At 52.0% G+C, this 23,295-nt stretch carries 18 protein-coding genes; 4 read left to right on the top strand and 14 right to left on the bottom strand.

Annotation, left to right across the window (positions count from 1 at the left end; translation table 11 throughout):
* Positions 1 to 287 precede the first annotated feature (287 nt).
* The 4 genes from ACLI1O_RS11830 to ACLI1O_RS11845 all read right to left on the bottom strand — a co-directional run bounded on the left by ACLI1O_RS11830 (position 288) and on the right by ACLI1O_RS11845 (position 5,820).
* Positions 288 to 3,146 carry a DNA methyltransferase gene (locus ACLI1O_RS11830; protein WP_411707068.1) on the bottom strand — a complete coding sequence of 953 codons (2,859 nt, stop codon included), beginning with the start codon at positions 3,144 to 3,146 and terminating at the stop codon, positions 288 to 290.
* A 1,182-nt stretch (positions 3,147 to 4,328) separates the two neighbouring features.
* Positions 4,329 to 4,478 carry a hypothetical protein gene (locus tag ACLI1O_RS11835; protein ID WP_411707069.1) on the bottom strand — a complete coding sequence of 50 codons (150 nt, stop codon included), beginning with the start codon at positions 4,476 to 4,478 and terminating at the stop codon, positions 4,329 to 4,331.
* 491 nt (positions 4,479 to 4,969) lie between these two features.
* The gene (locus ACLI1O_RS11840) at positions 4,970 to 5,563 is read right to left on the bottom strand and encodes a recombinase family protein (protein ID WP_411707070.1); all 594 of its coding nucleotides are present in this window, start codon (positions 5,561 to 5,563) and stop codon (positions 4,970 to 4,972) included.
* Positions 5,563 to 5,820, bottom strand: coding sequence for a hypothetical protein (locus ACLI1O_RS11845; RefSeq protein ID WP_411707071.1), 258 nt, complete (start codon positions 5,818 to 5,820; stop codon positions 5,563 to 5,565). The genes ACLI1O_RS11840 and ACLI1O_RS11845 overlap by 1 nt, the downstream gene beginning before the upstream one ends.
* Positions 5,821 to 6,025: 205 nt before the next feature.
* Between ACLI1O_RS11845 and ACLI1O_RS11850 the strand changes: the two genes are divergently transcribed.
* The gene (locus ACLI1O_RS11850; protein WP_411707072.1) at positions 6,026 to 6,772 is read left to right on the top strand and encodes a YfbU family protein; all 747 of its coding nucleotides are present in this window, start codon (positions 6,026 to 6,028) and stop codon (positions 6,770 to 6,772) included.
* Between the two features lie 1,445 nt (positions 6,773 to 8,217).
* Here ACLI1O_RS11850 and ACLI1O_RS11855 read toward each other — a convergent pair.
* The 10 genes from ACLI1O_RS11855 to ACLI1O_RS11900 form a co-directional block, all read right to left on the bottom strand.
* The gene (locus tag ACLI1O_RS11855) at positions 8,218 to 8,682 is read right to left on the bottom strand and encodes a hypothetical protein (RefSeq protein WP_411707073.1); all 465 of its coding nucleotides are present in this window, start codon (positions 8,680 to 8,682) and stop codon (positions 8,218 to 8,220) included.
* A gap of 105 nt (positions 8,683 to 8,787) precedes the next feature.
* Complete coding sequence (locus ACLI1O_RS11860) at positions 8,788 to 9,189, bottom strand: hypothetical protein (RefSeq protein ID WP_411707074.1); 402 nt, start codon at positions 9,187 to 9,189, stop codon at positions 8,788 to 8,790.
* A 299-nt stretch (positions 9,190 to 9,488) separates the two neighbouring features.
* Positions 9,489 to 10,382 carry a hypothetical protein gene (locus tag ACLI1O_RS11865; protein ID WP_411707075.1) on the bottom strand — a complete coding sequence of 298 codons (894 nt, stop codon included), beginning with the start codon at positions 10,380 to 10,382 and terminating at the stop codon, positions 9,489 to 9,491.
* 83 nt (positions 10,383 to 10,465) lie between these two features.
* The gene (locus tag ACLI1O_RS11870; protein ID WP_411707076.1) at positions 10,466 to 11,299 is read right to left on the bottom strand and encodes a hypothetical protein; all 834 of its coding nucleotides are present in this window, start codon (positions 11,297 to 11,299) and stop codon (positions 10,466 to 10,468) included.
* A 2-nt stretch (positions 11,300 to 11,301) separates the two neighbouring features.
* Complete coding sequence (locus ACLI1O_RS11875) at positions 11,302 to 15,264, bottom strand: hypothetical protein (protein WP_411707077.1); 3,963 nt, start codon at positions 15,262 to 15,264, stop codon at positions 11,302 to 11,304.
* A gap of 169 nt (positions 15,265 to 15,433) precedes the next feature.
* Complete coding sequence (locus ACLI1O_RS11880) at positions 15,434 to 16,327, bottom strand: AbfB domain-containing protein (protein WP_411707078.1); 894 nt, start codon at positions 16,325 to 16,327, stop codon at positions 15,434 to 15,436.
* A 335-nt stretch (positions 16,328 to 16,662) separates the two neighbouring features.
* Positions 16,663 to 17,900, bottom strand: a protein-coding gene (locus ACLI1O_RS11885; RefSeq protein ID WP_411701846.1) for an IS3 family transposase whose coding sequence is annotated in 2 segments (ribosomal slippage) — positions 16,663 to 17,573 and positions 17,573 to 17,900 — 1,239 coding nt in all. Because the reading frame shifts where the segments join, the coding sequence is not laid out codon by codon here.
* Between the two features lie 62 nt (positions 17,901 to 17,962).
* Complete coding sequence (locus tag ACLI1O_RS11890; protein WP_411707079.1) at positions 17,963 to 19,018, bottom strand: LGFP repeat-containing protein; 1,056 nt, start codon at positions 19,016 to 19,018, stop codon at positions 17,963 to 17,965.
* A 1,096-nt stretch (positions 19,019 to 20,114) separates the two neighbouring features.
* Positions 20,115 to 20,534, bottom strand: a complete 420-nt coding sequence (locus ACLI1O_RS11895) for a hypothetical protein (RefSeq protein ID WP_411707080.1) — start codon at positions 20,532 to 20,534, stop codon at positions 20,115 to 20,117.
* 4 nt (positions 20,535 to 20,538) lie between these two features.
* The gene (locus ACLI1O_RS11900) at positions 20,539 to 20,958 is read right to left on the bottom strand and encodes a hypothetical protein (RefSeq protein ID WP_049377187.1); all 420 of its coding nucleotides are present in this window, start codon (positions 20,956 to 20,958) and stop codon (positions 20,539 to 20,541) included.
* Between the two features lie 409 nt (positions 20,959 to 21,367).
* On the opposite strand from ACLI1O_RS11900, the gene ACLI1O_RS11905 reads away from it, so the two are divergent.
* From ACLI1O_RS11905 to ACLI1O_RS11915, 3 genes are all read left to right on the top strand, one after another.
* A protein-coding gene (locus ACLI1O_RS11905) for an IS3 family transposase (RefSeq protein ID WP_411707081.1) occupies positions 21,368 to 22,560 on the top strand; the annotation gives its coding sequence in 2 pieces (ribosomal slippage) (positions 21,368 to 21,650 and positions 21,650 to 22,560; 1,194 coding nt in all).
* An 87-nt stretch (positions 22,561 to 22,647) separates the two neighbouring features.
* Positions 22,648 to 22,893 carry a CopG family transcriptional regulator gene (locus tag ACLI1O_RS11910; protein WP_046202910.1) on the top strand — a complete coding sequence of 82 codons (246 nt, stop codon included), beginning with the start codon at positions 22,648 to 22,650 and terminating at the stop codon, positions 22,891 to 22,893.
* Positions 22,890 to 23,132: a hypothetical protein gene (locus tag ACLI1O_RS11915; RefSeq protein WP_046202909.1), complete on the top strand. Its 243-nt coding sequence runs from the start codon at positions 22,890 to 22,892 to the stop codon at positions 23,130 to 23,132. The genes ACLI1O_RS11910 and ACLI1O_RS11915 overlap by 4 nt, the downstream gene beginning before the upstream one ends.
* The last annotated feature ends 163 nt before the right edge of the window (positions 23,133 to 23,295 follow it).

The following is a 23,295-nucleotide window of genomic DNA, read 5'->3' on the forward strand; positions in this document are numbered from 1 at the left end:
CGGTGCTGGTGTAGTTGTCCACAGAAATCCACGCTGTCGTTATGTTCGATAGCGTTTAGGCCGGCATGTCGGTAGAGGCCTCTACCTTTGAGGCTATGGGCCTTTTGGACGACCTTCTCAACCGCTACACCCCACTTCTGTCCCGCGAAATATAGACACCCACCAGCACAAACACTAACCACGGTGCTCCATACAGGTGGACATATGCTAAAGCATATGGCGGAACATACGCTACAACATATGCCACACCATATGTCCCGCCATATGGCAAGACATATCAAGTGTTCCTAGGACTGGTGCGAGATGAGCTTTTCGTAGTTGGCAAACAATAGCTCCTGGCGCTGACGAATGGTGGTGAGCTTGCGAGGTGCACCAAACGCCTTGTCCACTTCCCGGTCGAGCCCGTCGTGAGCCTTGATGAGTTCGGGCGCCATAGCAAGCGGAGTGTAGTGCTCGGCCAGTGAGCGCTCTGGGTGAAGTGCGCGAGCATCGAGTACCTTCTTGCCCGCCTTAATGATTTTCTGCCGCGCCTTTTCGTCCAACTCTGGAACGGGGAAAGTATTCCACGTCAAGGTGTTAGCGAAATTAAGGTCAGATTTGAGTCTTCCACCGACCGTTTTTTGCCAAGTAATAAACATAGACGAAGAAATAAGCCCGAACAGAAGACCGTCTGGATCTACCGCTGTGAAGAGCTTGTTTCCGGCAATCACTTCTGGCCCTAGTTGAGCAGCGGTATAAAACCTACGGGTTTCGGAAACAACTGCTGGAATCCCCACGTAAGCGCAGTCTGGTTGGTGGTCTTCTTGGAAAAGATACGGAGTATCAGCTGACCGCTGGGTGGCCTTCTTCTTGCTCCCTAGCCGCATTTCTCGTACTGCTTCTACGCGCCTTTTTAGCACTGGCGATTTAGAAATATCCGCAGGGGCAAAATCATTATCCCCCATCCATAAGCACCAGCGGTCAAGGCCGCGCACCAGTTCCTTGCCCATGCGGAACGGGCGAAGATATTTTGCTGCAATTGGGTCTGCTGCTACTTCGTCGTAGTCTTTCGTCTCTACGATTAAGTTTCCGCCGTCTACTGGCTTTGAACCGAACAGCGCACGTGGAAGCTCACTACTTAGAGGCTGCATCCGCTTGGCAACGAGTACGTTTGGCCCGTCTATCAAGTAAGCATTAATCCCGTGTCCCACTGATTGCTCAACGGGTTCTCCTTTAACGTCTGGGTAATCCCACAAGCGAGACTTAGCCTCTCTATCGCGGGTGAAGCCAACAACGACGCAGTGAACAGCAGCCTTGCCAGGCGCTTCAGAGTCCCATTTAAAGGTGCGGTGGGCGAACTTGATTCGCCACCCTTCTCGAAATAAAGGGCCGAACAACGCCGGAACGGGTTGGCCTTGGGTAATCGAGTTAGTGGTTACGTAAGCAAACTCGCCAGGGCGGTCGGCCAGGAGGTCTTTTGCCTTTGCATGCCAGCCAGTGACGTAGTCCAAGTAGCCGTCGTAGTCTTTGCCCCAGACTTGCTTCATATCCGCCGTCTGCTCTGCGGTCTTTGTGTACTGGCCAATAAATGGCGGGTTGCCGAAGATATAGGTCTTGGTAGCAGAATCCGGGAGCATGTCTGCCCAATCAAGCTGCAGGGCGTTTCCGTGGACAATGTGAGCGGTAATCTTAATCGGCAACCGCTCAGGAGGCCTGCCTACAGCGTTCGCAAGTTCTTTATTTGCCTGGTGGTCGACTAGGAACATGGCGGTCTCGGCAATCTTTGCAGGCCACCAGTTCAGCTCAAAGCCGTAGAACTGACCGATAGATAGCTTCTGTTCCCACTCAATATTCAACGACATGCCTGTTTCACCGCGGCGCTGGCGGATTGCGACAATCACGTCCGTTTCAATCCGCCGCAATTCGCGGTAAACCAGCAGCAGGAAGTTGCCGGAGCCGCAGGCAGGGTCGCAGAAGACTAGCTCGGAAAGGGAGTCGCGGAAGCGCTCCAACGCGGCCACCGACGTCGACGGAGAAGACACCAACTTGTCTGCCTCCGCTCGAAGCTCGTCGAGGAAGAGCGGGCCAATGGTCTTCATGATGTTTTTCTTCGGTGTGTAGTGTTCGCCGTCGCTGCGGCGAGCTTCCTTCGACTTAACCAACTGGAACAAAGAACCAAAGACGGAGACATCGATAGTAGACCAATCGAAGTCACAGGCAGCAAGCAATGCTTCGCGCATCTGGTAGTCGAAGTACTCCGAGGACAACGGCTCGGCAAACAACGCACCATTGACATAAGGGAACTTCGCCAACGTCGATGGCAAACGCTTAGGCCGCTTCTCCGGGGCGGTATTGAGCACGCTAAATAGCTCATTGAGCTGCGGGCCTAGTGATTCTGGAGTGGTTTCATTGCGCACAAAGTCCGCAAACAAATGCGGAGTATCCCAGAGTCCCGCGTCGTCGCCGAAGAGAAGGAAGAGGATTCGGGTGAGGTAGATAGAGGTGCGCATGACGCGCTCGTCTTCTTCCTCCGGCGTGGTGGGAGCGTCATCGCCCACTGCCTCGTCTACGTCGTCGCCGTTCATGGCGCGGAAGAGCTCCACCATCAGGCGGGAGGCTTCCAGCGAAGCCTTTTCTTCCTCCCGGTAAGCGGAGGTTTCGTAGTCGGCGAGGAAAGCGAGTTGTTCGACGTGCTCGTCAATCTCCTCTAAGGGGAACGTAATATCCCAGTCGGCGCTATCGCCTACATAGTTGCGGTTAAGACGGGTAACCCGCAGGGTCTCGAAGTTGGAGCAGATAACATAGGCCGGCATGTGCGAGTTCGCGATAGTACCGCCCAACAGGTAATCGAGGGCCTGGGCGTGGGCGTCGTCGAGTGGGACGCCGAGGGACTTGGCCTCGCCAATGACTTTGCCGGGCATGAACATGTCAATCTTGCCGGTGCGCCCGGTCGAGGCGCGTTTTGCACTGCGTTGGTACAGGTACAGGTCGCGGGCGTTAACACCGAAGCAGTCGAGCAGGTCTCCCCAGAACTGTTGGTCGTGACTCGACTCGGTTGCGGGTCGGTTTTCCGCCTTCCACTGTTCAATGTGGGCAAGCCACCGGAGTTTGAATTCGGTGAGGTTGTGGCGAATGGTAGCGCGGTCAAAAACAGTCGTAGGGGCCATAACCACTAAGCATATAAGCCCACAGCTACCCACCCTGTTGCGCGGGCGCGTTAAGTCACTTTCCTGCCCGGGAAGGTTGTATATCGCCTACGGCATACACACTCTCATTCTCAGAAAAATTCAGCACACAGGCCGTGCACACCCTCCCGATAAGATAAGCACCAACCCCAGAAAGGAGAAGAGGAATGTACATAACCATTGTCCTGGCTGCACTGGTGTGTGCCGCCGTCCTAGCCGTCCAGACCATCCGCCGCGAACAGTCACAAGACCGTATGCGAGTCGCTGCGATTGGAGGCGGAACCAGCGTGGCAATGATCCTGGGTGCCTATACCCTTTTCGCCCTCGCGGAGCTGCCGCTAATTTTTACCGCACTTATTGTGTCGCTTGGACTGCTCGCCCTGTGGGCTCTCCTTTTCGGGGCCTGTCTATCCGAAAGAATCAGCAGGTAAACCCACGTTCTGGCGGACATATGTGAAAGCATACGTCGTGCCATATGTTAAGACATATGATAGGGCTGACGGGCACGCTGACTTACCACACAACCCCAGGTTATCCACAGGGGTTTACCTAACTGCCTAGCGGCAGGGGAACCGTACGTGACTTTCGCGGCAGCAAAAGAAACCCTAGAGCCAATTAAAAACTCTAGGGTTCCTCGCTTGTTTTCTTCACGAGCTCAGCAAGAGCAGTGAGCCACCGATTGTTCCAGTACCTATATTTTCAATTGCCACAATGAAGCGGCTTCGCTTGTTATTACCCATATTTTGCTCCTTTTCTTGATTCGTGTGGACAGCGGACATTTCCAAAAAGATTTGACCTACAGTTTCACTAATCCAAAGAGCAATCAGAAACAACACTGTGATTGCTAAGGTACCCAGGGATTTGAACCCTAGATCACTGCTTAGCTCAGCCCGTGAAGCCCTTTTATTATAACACTTTTATTATAAAAAAGCAAGTGGAAACCACTCAGTTTTAAGTCGAATATATATGCCTATTTAGTCAAAGTTGCGTAGTTGGCAAACAACAGCTCATGGCGCTGCCGGGCGGTCGTGAGCTTAGTGGGAGTATTGCGAAACCTCCGCGCGCACATTAGCCTAAGACATGACAGCATGGTTCGTCCCTGAATCATCGCTGCACAATAAAAAGGGCCCCAACCGACTGTTACTCGGTTGAGACCCTCGGGCCTTAAAGACCCATGTGAAGCGTCACTGCAATGAGCTCCACTAAAGCGGTCATAAGAGCTACGACCTTGATTGCCAACTCCAGCTTCTCCCCGGAAGTGGCGTCAGGGTCTTTTTCTTTATGACCGGGTGTATTCAATGAGTGCTTACCCATTGTCTACCTCCCCTTGCGTCGTAGGGTTGTCCCCCGCCTGAAAAAGGGCGCGCAGGACAGCCCACGTCACGCGCGGGCCTTACCGCGCACCGACGAGGAAGTCACGCCCACACCCCACCACCTGTGGTGGGGCATGATTGTGAACCAGAAATAACGTTAGCAGCTGTGCCGGGCTGGAAGGTGTGCGGTGGTCTCCATGAAGGAGCAGAAGGTGGGGAGTGCTAAATTCCCATGGTGGCCTAGATTTCGACATTGCATATCCGTTGGAGCGCAAGGGAAGTGATCCTACTGCTCTCTTCCGTCTGTAGAGGAACTCTGTAGTTCTTGGTTAAACTATAAATGCGCAGGTAGGTCTATATATCACTGGACATATGCTTTAGCATATGGCGACACATACGCTATAACATATGCCTACACATATGTCCCGCCATATGACAAGACATGCGACAGGACTGACGGGCACGCTGATTTACCCTCACAGCTGCGCCGCTTTAGGCGTTTTTTAGCGCCCGATACACCGTAGGACGAGTGACCCCGAATTCCCGCGCCAAGGCTGCTTTCGATTCCCCTGCCAGCGTGCGCCGCTTAATCTCCGCTACCTGCTGCGGGCTAAGAGCAGGCTTGCGGCCTTTGTACTTGCCGGCCTTTTTCGCCAACGCAATCCCCTCCGCCTGGCGCTCACGAATAATAGCCCGCTCAAACTCCGCAAACGAACCCAAAATACCCAGCATTAAATCCGCGCGTGGATCTGCGGTGTCTTTCGCAAACGCGAGATTCTCATGCAGGAAAGTAACAGTCACACCCTTGCCGGTAAGTTCATCAACAATCCCGCGAAGATCCGTCAAAGACCGGGCGAGGCGATCAATCGACGACACGACGAGTTCGTCACCATCGCGCACATACGCCATACACTCGACAAGCCCAGGGCGCTCGGTCTTAGTGCGCCCGGAAATCTTATCCTCAAAAAACCGGTCAATCCTGCCGGAAGCATTGAGTAGTTCTTTCTGGCGCTGATTATTCTGCTCCACCGTCGAAACACGGATATACCCCACCCGCTGCCCACGCGAACCGGAGTCCTTAGCCATTAGTCTTCGCCCCGCGAAGGGTTAAAGGCAGCATTCTCCTGGGCAATGACCGCATCACGATACGACTCGATTGCATCCGAGAGGGCATAAAGCTGAACACCGTCGAGACCATCAGCGTCAGCAAGCAAAGACTGCACAATCCTGCCCAACGCCTGCTGCCCCGACGACAACCCACCATGCAGATCTTTCACCCGCGCCAACGCGGGCACAGAGTCAATATGACTTTCAATATGGAAACCATCCGACGATAACACCACACTCACCACTTTCTGTAAAGATACGGCCTAGACCCCGCTATACACGTGTAAAACAATGCTGGGAATAGCCCTATTTTACAGCAAACATCCTGCCACATACCGACGTAACAATAGGGTGTGCCTAAGTTGAACACAATTGCCTTTGGTCACGTAAGCGCGTATGTTGATTTGTAAGACATGAATACATGATGAATTGAGAGAAACTATGAAATCCATAACCATCCGCATTCCCGACGAACTCAAGGCCCTTATTGCCAAGGAGGCCGAAGGAAACGGCCAATCCCAGAGCGATTACCTTCGCCAAATCCTCGAGACGCAAATCGGGCAGATCAACAAAGAAGAATTCCAAAGGCAATCCCAGCAGAATTTTTCCTTAAGCGTCGTTGAACGCAAGACCTTGTCCCTGGGATGTCAACTTTTACTCGCCGCTCACGGTGACCTACCTGACGAGCTATATGACGCAGAATCCATCCAGGACACGATGAAAGCCCTTGAATATGGGTATGCAGGAGAATATCCCCGTATATTTTCCGGCGCCAATGACGGATTAACCTATGAGGAATGCAAGCTTGTGTGGGACATCCTTGACATGTTTCGGGTGATTAAATACAGCATCCAAGACCTTGGTAGACACGGTTGGGAACAGACCGGTGTTGTCGACGCTGAATACTACGGCTCTTTCCGAGGGTTTGATTACCAAATCGATCTTGAATCCAAGCTCGCTGGCTACGTGGACTATCTTGTCGAAACTTGCCGCTGGGAGGAACAGAAAGAGTTCCTTCAAACTCAAGGTGGCAACTCCCACAGTGAGATGTTGCCGACCTATCGCGCCATGCTTGCAGAATTTAAGCCGGCATGGCGCAAGGCCGCGAGTCGAGGCGCCCGTTCTAACCTTAATGCGAAGGAAATTAGTCGTGTGCTGTTAGCCGCCCCGGAAACTCAGCTTAAGTAAAAAATAAAAAGCTGTTCACGACGGACGTAAGACATAATGCATAATACTGCAGACTAGACCAACGGTTGCCAATAAAAACGAAAAGCGGCCCTGAGCTATAAGCTCAGGACCAGAATTTCTTTTAATTTGCAGGTGATTCCTGCTCAGTGAGAAATACTTTACCTCCCCCTCCGCAATGACGCAAACCTGGAAACCGCGAAAGTTAGATAGAAAGCCAGCATGAGAGCCTCAAACCGCCAACAACTCATCAATAACATCCCTACCCCGAGATTCCAGACCTATCTCGCCGCAGCAAACCAAGATCCGGAGAAAGCTCTTGCCCTGTATCAATGGAACATCGATGTAGCTGCCGCGGTGACTAGCACTCTAGCTGTCGTTGAGGTTGCCCTTCGCGACACTATTGATCAACAGCTGAGAAAATGGAACATTATCAAAGGTGGAACCTATGAGTGGATCACCAGACCTCAAGTGCCGCTTTCTCACATTGTTCGACCCACTCCGCCCCCAAATTGGTTAAATTCTCCCCACCGTCGACCAGGGGATTTATACGGAAAATGGTGGGAAGCCAAAGCGCAGGGAGTCATGAAAGACCCTCAAGGGAACCGTACGAACCCATCCCCCACCCATGATGACCTAGTGGCATCTCTAACATTCGGGACATGGCCACATCTCATTCCCAAACCCATCAGTCTGGGCGGGCGCTCCACCGCTCCGCAAATTGACATCTGGAACGAGGCAATAAATTTGAAAACAAACATCTGCGGTACAGGTAAAGGTTTTAATACTTCAGCGGGCACCGCCTACTCCTGGTGCTCAACCTTGCTGCACGCGAGAAACCGCGCTTCGCATCTCGAACCGCTACTAGATGTCGCTACGCTACGCCACTGGCACAGAATTGCTAGTCGCACTGTCAATGCTCTGTGGCCAGGGGCAGAAGTATGGATTACTGGCCCCGCCCGAATACCGGACGTCATTCGGCGTAAACCACAATGAAAAGGCTTTCTTAAGAACAGTCTCCAAATACTATTCTTGTATCAAATCTTGTCGAAGCCCCGAGGGTTCTTACGGACTCAAACAGCGCGCAGTTTCGACCTAGACCAACGGGGATTTTCTGCGGGTTCCCTTCTAAGACTCGGGTTGTATCAAGCCGGTTTCTTTGAGCCAAAAGCACAGCTCATCGAGAGCGTAGAGCTTGTCGATGTTCCAGTGGCTGTCCCAGGCGGTGTAGCTTATATTTCCTTCCAGCCCTACAGGGCTAGATGTTCGGGGGCTACCTAACAAGGTTCAGATCCTTGCTCGCAATACGAGCGCAACGACCTTAGCCATATCCCGCAGTACAAAGCGGGAAACTAGAACTTTCGCCAAAGTTGGGGCTTGTCCTAATTGTTTTCCGTTAAAGCATGCTGCTGCCGGCGCGTTCGCTAACGTCTAAGAATTGCTTTTCACTAGGCAAGGAACGACGTTTCAAGAAAATCCTCAAGACTCCAATAGTCAGGGTCGAACCACGCAACGCCTTCGTCGACTTCGACTGCGACTAAGTGGTCAGGCAATAAGATGAGGAAATCATTTATCTCGGTGCGGATGCCTTGGCGTTGTAGCTCTTGTGCGACTCGTTCAGTGCTCTCCTGTGCGGTCTCGGCGGGGCGACGATTAAGGTCAACGCCATAGAAGGTATCTGTGATTGACAACTCTATGTACTTCATTTCAACGGTGACGCACTTACCGTCCTCCACACAGCACACAATCTTGCGGCCAGGATCACCGGGTTCTAGTGTTTCGATATCAACCCAGCCTTCAAACTGCTCTTCATACGTATCGGCAGTCAGCTCAGAGTCGTAGCATGCTTTAGTAGCCTGGTTCACCGTCATACCGGGTTTTACGGGCAAGGGACAGGTACCTTCAATTTTCATTTTCTCGATGCACTTCCTTTTTCGTCGGTTGTTTAGTACGCCAAGGTCTTCGGTTAGGCTGTCGCGTAAGTCAGACTGCGCACTCGTGTGATTGAAATTGGCTGGCTATTCCCAGCAAATAGCCACGACTTTGCCGAATTGGTACGACAAAGCAATGGTTCCATTTTCGTGGGGAATGGTTATGCCGTCACGATTATGTTCAAATTCGATCCCCACATCTTTTAGGGCTTTGACAAACTTTCGGCTCGACAATGACAGTGGGATATCAAGGAAGCTATCTGTCTCCCGCGCGTTTAAGATTTCTATTGAGGTAATCAATCCGTCGTTTTCAAAGCCCTTAATGTCGTAGTCGATTCCCCCGATCTCACATTTGCCAAAAATTTGGCCCGTGCTGCCTATCCCGAGATAAGAAATATCTAGGTATCGGTAATCAGACAGAAGATTTTCGTAATATGAAACAGGTGCAGATAGCTGCAACGGTTCAGGAACATCAAAAGTAAACTTCATTTTCTACAACTCCTTGACGCAAGATGTTTATCTTCTCGACCCTGCCTTTTAGAAGATTCAACTTAGACGAGGGCTCTATTCTTTGCAGTCTAGGCCACAAGTGTGGCGTAGTTTGGCTTCATCGCTAGATTGTCTGCCGCTCGACTGTTTCCGATACAGAGGTCAAGTCCCGTGTAGTGGTGTAGCCGTTTGTGCCTTCGGCTCGGTAAGAAGTTCGGGGCTTGTTACAGCGATGCTTCCGCGTGTTTGGAGTCTGGAGCGCCGTTTTGAGATGCCTCAGGTTGTGTTTCGTCTGACTACTATTCTGCAATAGGTGTTGACGACCAGGAACGGAGAGGGCCGTCGTGGAGCCCTTGGAAAAACTGGTATTTTTCTAGCGGGATACGCGCAGGGGGATCGAAGTCGGGAGCTGCTGTTAACTCATTAGTGTGTGGGTCGACAACGCATGCTGGTGTTAGACGTGCCAAATAGCCGTCCGTCCCATAGAAAGCGTCATCATATGGTGACACACCTAGTGGTGCGAGGATGGCTTCTATCTGTTTCTCCCCAAACTGAGACCACATAATCTGCGCGTGTTCTTGTGTAAACGTTTCTTGCGGAAACTCAGTGACCTTGGGCAGGGAGTCAAAATCAAAACCGTAATCCTTGAAAGATTCACTTTGATCCTCGAGGTACGACATGGAACGGTGCAGCGTACCATCAGCTTTTAACTGTTTATGGCTGCTAAAAGATCTGTAGAAGCAGCAATCAAATCGGCCTAAAGGGTCATCGGGTAATTCGGAGGGAAGCGCGCACATCATAAACTCTATTTCTCCATAGCTTGCGCGATGGAAAAAGGCTACATCGTCGGTATCTACCCACGGCGTATGCATAATTTCGATGAAGTAAGGAACTTGTGACTCAATTTCTTTCTTGCGCGCCAAAAGGTAGGCAAATTCAGAAATCCACGGCATCTTTGGCTCTTTGGTAAAGCAGCAGGGGCTAAACACTGCAGTCCATTCTGACTCGGTGGGGACGAATACAAACTGTGTAATGTGGTTTTGCGGTTTAAGTAGCTCTGCAAGCTGGTTCCTGCCAGCAGATACCTTGTTCGTATGAACCATACATTCGATTGTCTGGCTTTGAAGATAAAAATAAGGCTTTGTATACCGACTTTCTATTCCTGATGCCCACTGCTGAAATTCTTCAACCACGGTAGATAGTGGAAACCGAAGAAGCGCCACAGCATGGGATACCGGTGCTATGGAATGGGTGTAGAAATACTTCGTCATTGTCTTTAGTTCCCTTCGTGTTTGCGGTCCCAGGTGTGTTCACGACGTTCAAATAAAGCGCATGGCCCGTACTTTTTAGGCAAAGGGTATCCACTATTGATAAGTGTTGCACGCCCAGTGAGGAACTGTCTGTTGAAGGGATCGAGCCCAAAAAGCTGTGCACACTCGAAGAGATCATCGGTAGTAAACCGCTTGCGTAGTGGACCTTTTTTGGTTTTGAGTCGTTCTAGTCCGGGAAAGGCGAAGTCTTCGCCGTCAGGCCAGTCGGTAAAAGCCTGGAACCGGGTTTCTCCTTCCCCAATACCTACAATAAAAGTGTCGTATCCTCGGATTTCAGCGGCAGGGGCGCGTTTGCCGATAGCGGCATCCATATCGTAGGTGCCGATGATGAGGCACTTGTTGCCTGAGCGGTAATTCCACCCTTTGACGATTTTGCGTTCATCTGGCTCATCCACGATACGTAGCTCCGTCATACCGGGAACAAAAGGAATAGAACCGTTATACCTAACGGTTGCGAAAAAGTCGTGATTGTTGCTCGTATCATCGCAGATAAACCACACCCAATCAGGATTCGTGGTTTCCAAAATTGCTGCCCAACGACGAGGAAACTTCGGATCGTGCACCCCAAGACGCAGCGCATGAGGAAGATCATCGACGGTAGTATCAATGTCCACATACTGCTGCGACCAGTAACTATTAGCTGTTTCTAAAGGCGTGTGGAAAACACGTGACCGTGCGGCAGCCTCAACCGCATAATCATAAGGTAGCTTCAAAAATAACTGATCATAAGAATACGGGGCTAGCAGATAGTCAATATCTCGCCGCAGGTACACTCTCATCTTTAGATCCCTTCCCTGAGCGAAGCGACATAGTTGTCTACTCCGTCTCGATTGGCTTTGATGACTTTCCAAAGTTCAGAGGACTCTTCAAGCTTGTCTAGTGTAAGCAACCAAATAACCGCATCCGGATTCGCATCCAACTGCTGCTGTGCATGATGCGGCGCCCTGGATGCAGGTGGGCGGTCGAACTCAGTTTTAATTGACACACCATCCTCGTAGGGAATATTAAGATCCGGGCGTCCACGGCTTGTTGTCTTTAGCGTCTTTTGCCCTGTTTCTGGATCAAGGAAGTAGTCGGCATCACGTTGGTTAATACGTGCTATTAAGCCGTCTCTTTCCTTTGCCAAGATCGCTTGAGTTTGGGCAAACTGATTTTGTGCTGGCGTTAGGCCAACTGTGCGCTTTTTAATATCCAAAGGAGCGGGTGCCTTGCGCAATCCAATGCTGTTGAGGATATGCGACTGAGATACTGGTACCTCGATAGCCGAGTGCTCAATCTTTGTCTGTAGTGTGCCAATTGCTTGTTTCACCTTGCTAGGTGGAGTCTTATACCCGAAATCTGTAAAGACCCTAAGGTCGACTTTGCTCAGTGGCGTCTTTCTATCCCATTTCATGAACACATTTAGCTCATCGGGGGTGAGCGTGTGGATATTAAGTTGGTATGCCTTGAATGTCTTGGGGTATTTACCACACCGCGAGATAGCAGGCTGAATATGTGCTTTAGTCTTGTTGTGTGTTGGCCTGTGTATGGCGAAGGAATACGTCGGTTGTTGGCGAGATGCTGCTAGTGCGATCCCGCATTTTCCTGGTTTACTCAGACCAGCGATAAGGCGGTCTGCTTTTTGTTGCTTGCGTACGCTTAGGAGTTTTTTGACATCTGGGAGCTTGGCTAAGAGTTTCCGGATAGCCGATGCTGCCTTTAACCCTTTGCCGAACTTAACAATGGCCCCGCCTGGAATGAAGCTTAATGCGGTCCAGAGGCAGCCTGAGATTTCTCCCTTGAAGCAATTGATTACGTCGGTAACGCCTATAAAGTCAAGCAGGATGTTTAGTGCTTCTTTGCCGATAGTTTCTTTAATGGCATCGAGAACGCTTGTCGGTGCGTTGTCACCTGCTCCAGCCATGGAGGCTTCTTGTAGCTCTGCTTCTTCTGCGAGCTGCTTTTGAATTGCTGAGTCGTAGGCTTCTTGAGCTGCTTGGCCTGCACGCTGAGCGTCGTAGCCGGCTTGATTGGCTGATTGGCGTGCGGTTGCAGCAGAACTTGCGGCATCACTTGCTGATTGGTGTGCTTGTAAAGCATAGCTGGTAGCTGCATCGGCATTAGCGCCAGCTTGTCGTGCATCGGCTTCCGCTTGGTTGGCGGCAGCATGAGCTCGCTCTTTCTGGGCTAGAGCAAAGCGTAGGGAGTTTTCTGCGTTGCGCACATGGTCTTGTGCGATTCGGGCAGATTGAGCTGCCTTTCCTGCCCACTGCGAAGCTTGATTGGCGTAGTCTCTTGCTTTTACAGAATCGCCATAGGCGGCGTAGTAGGACTGCTGGGCTTTAGCTGCGCTTTCGGATGCTTTTTGTGCTGCGGAAAAACCCTGTTGAAGTAGAGCGTCGATACTGTCGTTGTAAACTGTGCGCTCGGCATCATCGCCAGACTTTCGAAAAGCTTCAACAGAGACAAATTCGTTGAGCATGGCTCGGTCGCCGAGCACGGCTGCTTCTGCAGAAGCTTTAAGTTCGGGTCCGCCTGTTCTTGCGAGTTCGTAGGCTTGGCGTTGTTGGTCTTCATATCGAGCTTTTTCAAAGCCGCCTTCAACGACAAAATCGGCAAGGTCATCGTAGGTTCCAGAAGAAATGGCTGCGTCAGCTTTTTCCTTAACGGTATTGCCGCCGGCGTCGCGAAGCTGCCAAGCTTGTCGAGTTAGTTCCGGGACTTTCATAGTGTGAACAGTCTCGTTAAGGAACGTGTCTAACTCTGCTGGAGGGTCTTCGATATGCTCGTCGGCAGCTTTGCGGATTTCTGGGTTGGGATCTGCCTGCCACAAGAATTGGGCCTTGGTGACATTGTCTTGGTATTTGAGGGAGTCGAAAGACTTCACGAAGGCCAGAAGATCTTCGTGAGATCCGGTTTGGAGTGCGACTTGAGCGCCGCCCTGGACCATGGAATCGCCTACTTGTAAAGCAGAGACTGTAAGTTGCTGGACTTTTGCAGTGTCGATACTCTCCTCAGGAACTTGCGCTAGAGAGGCAAGTTCTGTCAGATCTGCTTGCAGGCGTTGTTTTTCTTCCTTGTTATCGCGGACTACCTTATCTTGTGCATCTTCGAGTTCACGTGCATATACTGCTTGGTCTTTAAGGTATTGGGCTTCTTGTTCTTGGCGCTGGGTGGCAGCTTCTTGAGAAAGTTTGGCGATGTCATTGGCGAGGTTGATGGCCTCGATAGATTTTAAGGCTGCTTCTTGGGCTGATTGGGCATTAGCACCGGCTCGTTGTGCGGCGGCAGAGGCATTGCCGGCTTCTCGTGCTGCGTCTTCTGCGGCTTGGGCGCTTTTATTTGCGTGGTCGGCGGCTTGTCGAGCTGCTGTACGGGCTTTTTGTACTAGTTCGGTAATCTGGTTGACGATTCCGTCGACTTCGTTAGAGGCTGCGCGTGCGCGAGAGGCTGCTGCGCGTGCTCGTGCGGCACCTGCTCGTGCTTCTGCTGCGGCTTGGTCACCGGCTCCTGCGGCGGCTGCTGCTTCGGATGCGGCGGCTGCTGCCGCATCTGCATTGTTTGCAGCGCTGGCTGCGGCGCCGCTGGCGGTGCGGGCAAAGCCGGCGGCGGCGTCTGCGTGGACAAAAGATTGCGCGGCTTTGTCAGCAGCCCGTGCAGCATCACGAGCTTGTTCGGCTGCTTGGCGCGCTTGAGATGCCATGGAGGCGTCATAGCCTGCCGCAGAAGCACGGGATGCTGCTTCTTGGGCTGCAATCCGTGCCCGAGAAGCAGCAGAGGCTGCACGAGCTAGAGCATCGGCAGTTTGGGCTAAGGCTTGTCGTGCTTCTGCTGCTGCAGCCACTGCGTTATCGGCTACTTGGGCAGACTGGTTAGCAAGCTTTCCTGCCGACGCTGCGGCATTGCCTGCCCTTACTTGTGCTGCATCGGCGGCTAGTGCCTCATCTTTTGCTTTTTGAGTAGCCTGTCGAGATGCCTCTGTTGCCCGTCTGGCTTGGTCAGCGTTTGTTGCAGCGAAGCTTGCGGCACGCTGGGCTTTATCGGACTCTTCGATAGCGGTATCGACCAGTTCGGTAATACTCATCTTCTCTGAGTCTTGTGCTGCATCAACAAACTGCCCATAGCGAAGATACGACTCAATTGCTGTATCTGTATCTGTCATCAGTGCTTCTGAAGCGCCTGCAGCGACTGATGGGAGTGGGGATCGGGAAAGTTCGTAGACTTCGCGTCGTTTATCATCCCAGCGAGCTTTATCTGCACCTGTTGCTGCAAACTCGCTTAGGGCTTCTTCAGTGTCTGTAGATAGTGCCTTTTCGGCTGCTGATTTAAGGACACTTCCTTCTGGTGCTTGGGTAGCTTTCCACGCGGTGGCACGATCGTCTTCGGTTTGGGCTGTTTGCCACCCAGTATCGATAAAGTTGCTGAGACTGTCGATATCACCTGCATCGAGTGCCTGTTTGGCTGCGTTTTGAACGTTTTCTTCAGATAGTGAAGAGATTGTCACCACTATTTGGCGAAGGTCTTGAGTGCGGGCCTCATCCATGCCTGATTTCGCATAAGCAGATAATTCTTCTTGCCCGCCCCGAAGTACTTCTTCAGCAGCTGCCTGCGAGGCAGGGAAGTTGGTGCTCACCATTTCAATGGCATAGTTTCTCGCTTGCTGTTCATCAGCAATCTCAGCGCCCAGGTCGCGTTGATCTGCTTGGGCAAGCGCATGCGCTGACGAAAGGCTAATCCCTACTGCAGCAGCGGTGATAACGGACATGATTTTTCGAGCGCAATGTGTCACTGTCTTCGCAGGGTGATGATGCTTGTAGCGCATGTGCGGACTTTCTTATCTATAAGGTATGGGTTAATTGGGCGCTACGCGTTACGGCGAAAGCAGCCTGAAAAGGCATACACAGTGGCGGCCCTTTTATTACATGTTTATGTGTTTACTTCCCGGGTAGGGCAAGGCCCTGGTCGATAAACCACACCGATTCACTCGTGCGAGAAGTCGTGGTCGCAACCTTTTGCGTCCCACTTGCTGTGAGAACACGATTTTGATTTAGTGCCGAAGCAAGGCGAGTTCCTGTGGGGGTTTCTGCCACACTTGCAGGACACCACGTTGCACCTTTGGCGTTCGGGTTGCTTTGAACAGCTACTGATCCGTTAGAGTGCATGGTCAAGAAGACGCCTGGATATGCAGCTGCTTCCAAGGACAGGCACTGAGAACCATCGCGGGCTGGGACTACTTTAAAAGACGCGTCGAGGCGATCATTAAAGCCTGAGTTTCTATCTATGCTTGATAGTTCTACTCCGGCCCAAGACAATCGCAGTATTTTTCCGCCGGCATATCGGCCAGCAGAACGCATACTGATCACGTGTGGGTTGGCGGTATCCACGCTAAGGTCGCCAGTGCCAGCACCGGTTGAGGTCGCTACCGGGGTGACCTGCATTTCAACAACGGTAGAACGATTATTGCCAACGTCGATGCTTTGGATTTTTCCTGGTTCCACTACTCGCTGCCAGTACACATCACCATCAGGCAATTTAAAGGCCACTGAAACCGGTACTTTTAAGCGATTGACAACTCCATACGATCCCGTAATGTTCACGGTCACCCAGCCTGTGGGCTTTGTAAGGAAAAAGCACGCTTTAGAATTTTCCAGCTCTGAAGAATCAATACGCACGTACTCCGCCCCAGTAGCACAGTCTTTTTGAACGAGGCCACCGTCGCCTGCTGTGATGTTCACGGGCGTTTCTGCTACTGCGGGAGAGGTAGCAAGACCAGCAGAAGCTATGCAGGTAAGTACTCCGATAGATAAGCGTTGGATAAAAGAATTCACAATAGGCTCCTTGCTTTTAGGTACGTAGTTGAACACCGTGGTTACTTCGACAACGGGATATACGTCGTCGAAGAGGAATTAATTGTTGAACGCACAGTTCCGGCAAACTTGCTCCATACCTGTGAACCAATGTGATCGGAGCTAAAAGGACCTTGAACCTTTGAGGTCTGTGTCGGACCAAAGGATTCGACTACGAGACGAACCCATGTTTTGTCAGAGCCGATGTAGGAATTTTCTACGCTGTCGTTGTCGAAGACAACATTGTCATCATCTGCATTGGGGGAAGTTACTTCATCGAATCGGCCGAACCCCGGAAAGTGGACACGGGGATTTAATCAAGATGCGATAGTAAGTGTAGCTGATCCGGCGGCTTCGAAGGCGTTCGGCGAGCGATAGCCGCACCACGAGTGCAAGCGCTTGGTGTTGTAGTGCGTGCACCACCGGAACACGTCCCGACGACATACGATCTGACTTGGGAAAACGGACTCGTCCTGGAGGACTTCCCGTTTCAGCGTGGCGTTGAACGACTCCGCCAACGAGTTGTCCGCGCTCGTCCCGATTGCTCCCATCGACTGGGTGACACCGAATCGTTCACACAGCTTCCGGTATTGCCCAGAGGTATAGACGCTGCCATGATCGGAGTGAAAAATCGCCCCGTCAAGGTTGCCTCGGACCCCGTGGGCCATCGTGAGAGCTTCTTCGACCAACTCCGTGCGCATGTGGTCGGCGATCGCGAAACCGGTCAACTGCCGCGAATAGCAGTCGATGACGGTGGCCAGGTACATATTCGACCCGTCCGCGATCGGCAGGTACGTGATATCGCCGACGTAGATGGTGTTCGGTTTCTCCGCGGTGAACCGGCGTTTCAGCAGGTCGGGCAACTTCGGAGCCCGTTTCGCAGACACGGTGGTCTTCACCCGGCGTTTTTTGGTGTAGCCGAACAGGCCCATCTGGCGCATCAACCTGGCGGTGCGCTTGTGATTGAAAAGGTCGTCGTTGGCTGGATCGGAATTGATGGCCGCCGTCACGCGTTTCGCCCCGTAACAACCGTTCTCGGCCGTGAACACGGCCTTGATCCTCGCTCCCAGCACCGCGTCGTCAAGGACGCGTCGCCGGCGGGCAGGAGCAGCTGATTTCCATTTGTAATACGAGGACCGGTTGATCTTCAAAACCTCACATAACCGCTTGACCTCGTAGAGGCCTCGGTTGTCATCAACGAACCGGAAGCGGTTCACCAGTTCGTCTCTTCCGCGAAATATTTGGCCGCCTTGCGGAGAATCTCTCGTTCCTCCCGGAGCTTGGCGTTTTCGCGTTCCAGCACGCGGATGCGTTCGGCGTCGGAGAGTCCTTCAGCAGGCGTGCGTGCGCTGTTGGCTGCGGCAATGGGGCTGGCGACTTTTTCACCGTTGGCGTTGGTTTTGGTGCCGGTGCCGAAGGCGTCGAGCCAGGTGCGCAGGGAGTTGCGGTTGACCCCGAGATCGGAGGCGATCGCGTTGAGCGTTGCTCCGGGGGTCGACTCGTACAACGAGACTGCGTCGCGCTTGAACTGCTCAGTGTAGGTCTTGCGTGGCATGGTGGAAAGGTACCTCACTTCCCCAGCGAGATGCTGGTTTCAAGGTGTCCACCATCTGGGGGTCAGGTCCATCGGATGTTTAGTGTTCTGCCGCCGCCTTCAGGATGATCACTAGCAGTAACCAGTGAAAATCCCTCATCAGAGATACGCTCTACGGTTACTTTGCTTTTAGCTCCGCCCACACCTGTAAAAGTGCATACGGAGCCTTCAGTAATTTCGTCAGGACACCCGGAGAGGGGAAAGTATTTATCCATGTTTTGGATAACTTCGCGATAGACCCCGGCTGCATGCCACCGCTTGAAGTCGGTGGTGTTAAACAGTGGATAAATCTGACGGTAGCTTGAGATATTCTGATTGTCATAAGCCTCTAGGGCCTTGCCAGTAGGCTTAAAATACTGAATAGATCCGCCCTGGAAATCCTGCTTTATGCCTCCGCCTGCAGCGTATTTTTCCGATGTGGGAAACTTCAACGAGCTACGCTCCCAGCCCTGACTTCCCCAAAAATCCCGAATGGGGCCAGAAATACTATGGACCCCGCTAGCTTGTGACCAGTAGATAGATCCGCCTTGAAAATGGTTGTAGCGCCCAGTCTTTTCCGGGGTAAGCAACTCATCAGTGGTTGGGTACCCTAGCTCACCGGTCTCCCAGCCTTGCTGAGCCCATTTATCGCGAATTCCTCCCCACACTTGATGAGCATCAGTCTCTGGCGACCAGTAGATAGACCCGCCCTGGAAATGGTTAAACCGCCCCTTACCATCAGGGGTCTTCAACTCATCGGTAATGGGATATCCCAAGGCCGCGCCTTCCCAGCCAAGATCTCCCCACTTATTGCGAATACGCCCACCTACCTGGTGAGCAATTCCATTATCAACACCAGCATGCCAGTAAATGGAGGCATCCTTAGCGAACACCTGGAACCGACCATTATTTTTAGCTACACGTTCATCAGTTGTAGCGTCACCAAAAGTCTTCCACCCACCAAGCCGGTGATACGCCTCTTCAATACGACCACCAATCCAATGACCGTGAAAAACCTTGGCACTTGAAACACCAGCACCAGCAAAAGTAACACTTGCACATACCGCAATAGTTGCAGTCAACTTCTTAGCGAATTTCATCCGTAGCCCTTTCCCGCCACCGCATTTAAGAACAGCTGAACACCAGATAATTGGCAGCCGGAGTTAGGGTATCGCTACGGTTATACACAGTCCATAGATATGTGTTTAGAAACTTTCTCTAAAACTAAATAATTCGCTAAAACGCCAGATAGACACATGTACAGACTCGATTTTCGCGTCTCGCGAAAGGTGGTCAAAATAACCTATATGAGGGGTATATATAACTCTAAACTAAACATTTACACTGCACATTCAGTCTGGGCAGTGTACACATTGCACGTCAACGATGCACTTAGGTGGGTGAAGCGGTGGCTGACATTGTTCATGAAACCCAGGAGTGCCTGTGCACCTTGTTTATCAAAGCCCACGGCGAAGATGGAGACTACGAGTACGCACTAGACGCCGCCAACAGCGCAGCCGGACACCTACAAGTAATACAAGCGGAGTTGCCAGCTACTTCCCCACTGGCCCGCGACGCCGGCATACTCGCTAAGTCCGTGCGCGCGGCGCAACGAAATCTGTCGCCAACGGCGACCCGCAGATAGCCTAGATGAACTTCTAGGCTTAGCCACCAGCCTCAAAGAGCGGCTGGAAGGCGTTCAATAAAGGAAAATCCCCAGTACTTCAACATTTCCTGTAACGATACGGGCTACCGGAGGTCCCCTGCTGGTGTCAAAGCTCGGTAATTAAGGAAAGGTTTCCTTCACGTGAGGTTCTATCTAACTGCCTGGCGGCAGAGGAACCGTATATTGCTTATTACTAAACCCTTGTACCATGAATCTGGGCACGCCAGCGACCATAGGTCGTGGTCAGGGGCGTGAACACTTGTGAGCAGATAGCAGGGCGTTTGTATCGGGCAATTCGCCGGCGCATTCGCGTATCAGTATGAGCAATAGAGCGCGCTCAAAACGCTAGGGCGCGCACGAGCAAACGAGTACCAGGACGTGGCAATCAAACGAGGCTAGGAAGTCACGCCCCGCGACTTCCGCAGCAGCCCCAAACCTAGACCTTTACGCAACGGATTAATCGCCGCATCCGGTCTTCAAAAACTCATCGCACTTGTTTGCTCATGTCGAAAGTTTTATTAGCTAGCGATCTACTGCGGATGCTCTTCGCTATAGCGCAGCAAGGTTTCCGCAACAAGCTGGGCTCCAAGCAGAGCTTCGTCACGCAACTGTGCTTCGGAGTACTCAAGGTACTTAATGATTCGATGCTCAGCGTGGATAACACTCGCAGTCTGCTGGTCCGCACGGAAGACAACCGGCCACAGCGCACGATTATTAAAGTCGCTAATCCAATTAAGATCCTCTGCTTCAGGCTGACGCGCCTGGATCATCCCACCAATACCAATGTTCGTGTCCTGATCAACGATGTAGATAGGAACCCCATTGACCTGAGTCAGCAACCCACCAGTCGACAACTGCGAGCAGTCAAGCCCCTGAGTAGAAAGCGCCTCCCCAATAGATTCGACGGATGCTTCACGCAACGCTGGCTTCTTCTTTCCAAACAGTCCCATGGTCTTACTCCGTTCCTTCAAAAAGTTCTTCAATCTTTCCCAGCGCGTTGAACCCGACATGCAAGCTGGCGTCGATGAGCGTATCCAGCTGGAATTGGGACACACCTTGGGTGAAGTTGAAGTGATTGCGGAAGACAATCGTCCGGCGTCCCTCGATGAGATTAGGAACCACTTTGCCGAAAGCCAGGTTGTCATTCGTCGCATTAATAGCGTTCATTGCCACCAGCTTCTTGTCCGACGGGATTGTTCCAAAAGACTCAATGCGAACAGTAAAATACTCGCCGTCGGGAACGAAGATGGCAACACCTTGCGGAAATTGGGAGCCCCACTTGCCGTTGTCCTCTCCCGCAGAGATCTCCAACGTATCCAGAGACTTGACGAGCATGGGAGTGGAGAAAGTCGTGATGTCTTTATAAGAACTCATTTTGCTCCTACTTAATTAGGTATTGATGAGACGTATGAGGCCTGCTCAGTCTACGACGAATTCAACGAAACTGTCAGGCCACACACATCCGTGTAGCTGGCAGTATTCCCCATTAATAGAAGTTTAGGTTCGGAAATGAAACAGCACATCGATAAACAAATATCGCCAGAACTCCCAAAGCCTATAAGAAACCCTCACTTACCAGTCTTCTTTAAGTGGGAGGTTACCTAACTGCCTAACGGAAGAAGAACCGTATATTGCTTATGGTGTGACCCCCCTACTCCGGGATCGCCCCTTACGTCACTCCTGTGGGAGTTTGACTTCCGCCGGGTGTTAAGGACCTGACCCCTGTTAGGTAGACACCTGATATCCAGCCCGGTTGGGTTGGGAAGAAAGGTAATCTACCACCATGCCTAGGTACTCCGAACAGTTCAAACGTGATGCTGTGGCCCTCTACGAAAACAATGAGGACCTCTCACTTCACACGGCTGCAGCAGAGCTAGGAATCAATCGCTCCTCACTTTATTCCTGGCTTAAGCAGTACGGCACTGGCAAACGTGCCCGCACGAAGACCATGCGCGACAAGGCCCAGGAGACGACTGATTCTGAACGGATCCGCCAGCTGGAAAAAGAAGTCTCGAAGCTGCGCGAAGAACGCGACATCCTGCGCAAGGCCGCGAAATATTTTGCCGAAGAGACACGCTGGTGATCCGCTTCCAGTTTGTCTATGACCACCGAACCGAATACTCGGTCAAGCGGATGTGCCACGTGTTAAAGCTCAATCGTTCCTCGTTTTATAAATGGGTGCAAACCCGTGAAAAGCGCAGGTTAAAGATGTGTTCCGATGCCCTTATTGGCGCAAAAATCAAGACCACCTTCGATGATGAGCACGGGCTTTATGGTGCTAAACGCATCGCTGCAAGCCTCAACAGTGATACGGATTTCGGCCCGATCAATCACAAGAAGGTCGCACGCATCATGAAATCCATGGGGCTGAAAGGCTTTACCAAGCGCCGCCGATGCGTCACTACCAGGCGTAAACCTGGTCACCGCGTCATGCCAGATTTAGTAGGCCGCAGATTCACAGCTGACAGGCCAAACCACGTCTATGTTGGCGACATTACGTACCTGCCGTGTAAGGGCGGCAAAAACATGTACCTGGCCACGGTCGTCGACGTCTACTCGCGCAAACTTGTCGGACATGCACTCGCAGATCACATGCGGGTATCGCTGGTTATCGAAGCTTTATCTCATGCAAGGAAAGTCCGCGGAAGCCTTAAAGGGGCAATTTTCCATTCCGATCATGGCAGTGTGTACACCTCACAGGCATTTAGGGACCACTGCGCCCAACTTGGTGGGCGCCAATCCATGGGAGCCGTGGGAACGAGTGCCGATAATGCCCTGGCAGAATCATTTAACGCCACCTTAAAGCGTGAAGTCCTGCGTGATAGGAAACTCTTTGACAATCCCATCGTCTGCCGCCAAGAAGTCTTCCGATGGTGCATGCGCTACAACACCCGCAGACGGCACTACTGGTGCAATCTTCTAGCCCCCGATGACTTCGAAGCACTCACATCAGCTACACTGACCCAAGCAGCATAGCTAACCCCCGACGTGTCTACTTTCCGGGGGTCAGGCCCTAATGCGGAATGTATCGACAGTAAACAATTTTCGTTATACGATATTTTCATGCCTGTGAACATCACTCAAGATCAACTCGACACGTGGGTTTCCGAAGCAGAAGAAGGCTACGATCCAGAAGTGTTGAAAAAGCGCGGACGCGGACGCCCCGGTCGCGGGGCGGAGCCTGCTCAGGTCGTTGCTGTACGCCTCACTGTCGATGAACTTAGCGCTCTAGATCGCCTAGCTACGAAAAAGAATCTCACCCGATCTGAGCTTGTTCGCCAAGCAATCAGCACGCTCACGGCGGCATGAAAGCAGCCAAATCTGCCACTAAGCACGGTATCGCAGAAGCCGATGGAATCCATGCAGCTTCCTATCCGCTGTGGATAGAGCCTCTTGACGATAACCCTGGCCAGTGGAGGGAACTCCGCCTCGGTTTTGATACCCATGCTCGACTGCTGGAAACCGTCGTTGTTGTTGCCTCCGATGGGGACGAACTATTAATCCATGTGATGAAAGCTCGCCCGCACTACAGCAAGCTCCTCGAATAACGTCCTGATACGTTTAATTCGGCTTTCGCCTGCGTCCCCTAGGGGAGATCCCCGCTGCCTTTAACGCGCGATTAATAGTCTGCCTCAAGACTCCAAACTCTTTCATCTCGCTCTGAATAGTCAGCCACCCACCTATCTCCGCTTCTGCTTGAATAAACACCCG

This window comes from Corynebacterium sp. LaCa78 (assembly GCF_046717505.1).
Taxonomy (GTDB): domain Bacteria; phylum Actinomycetota; class Actinomycetes; order Mycobacteriales; family Mycobacteriaceae; genus Corynebacterium.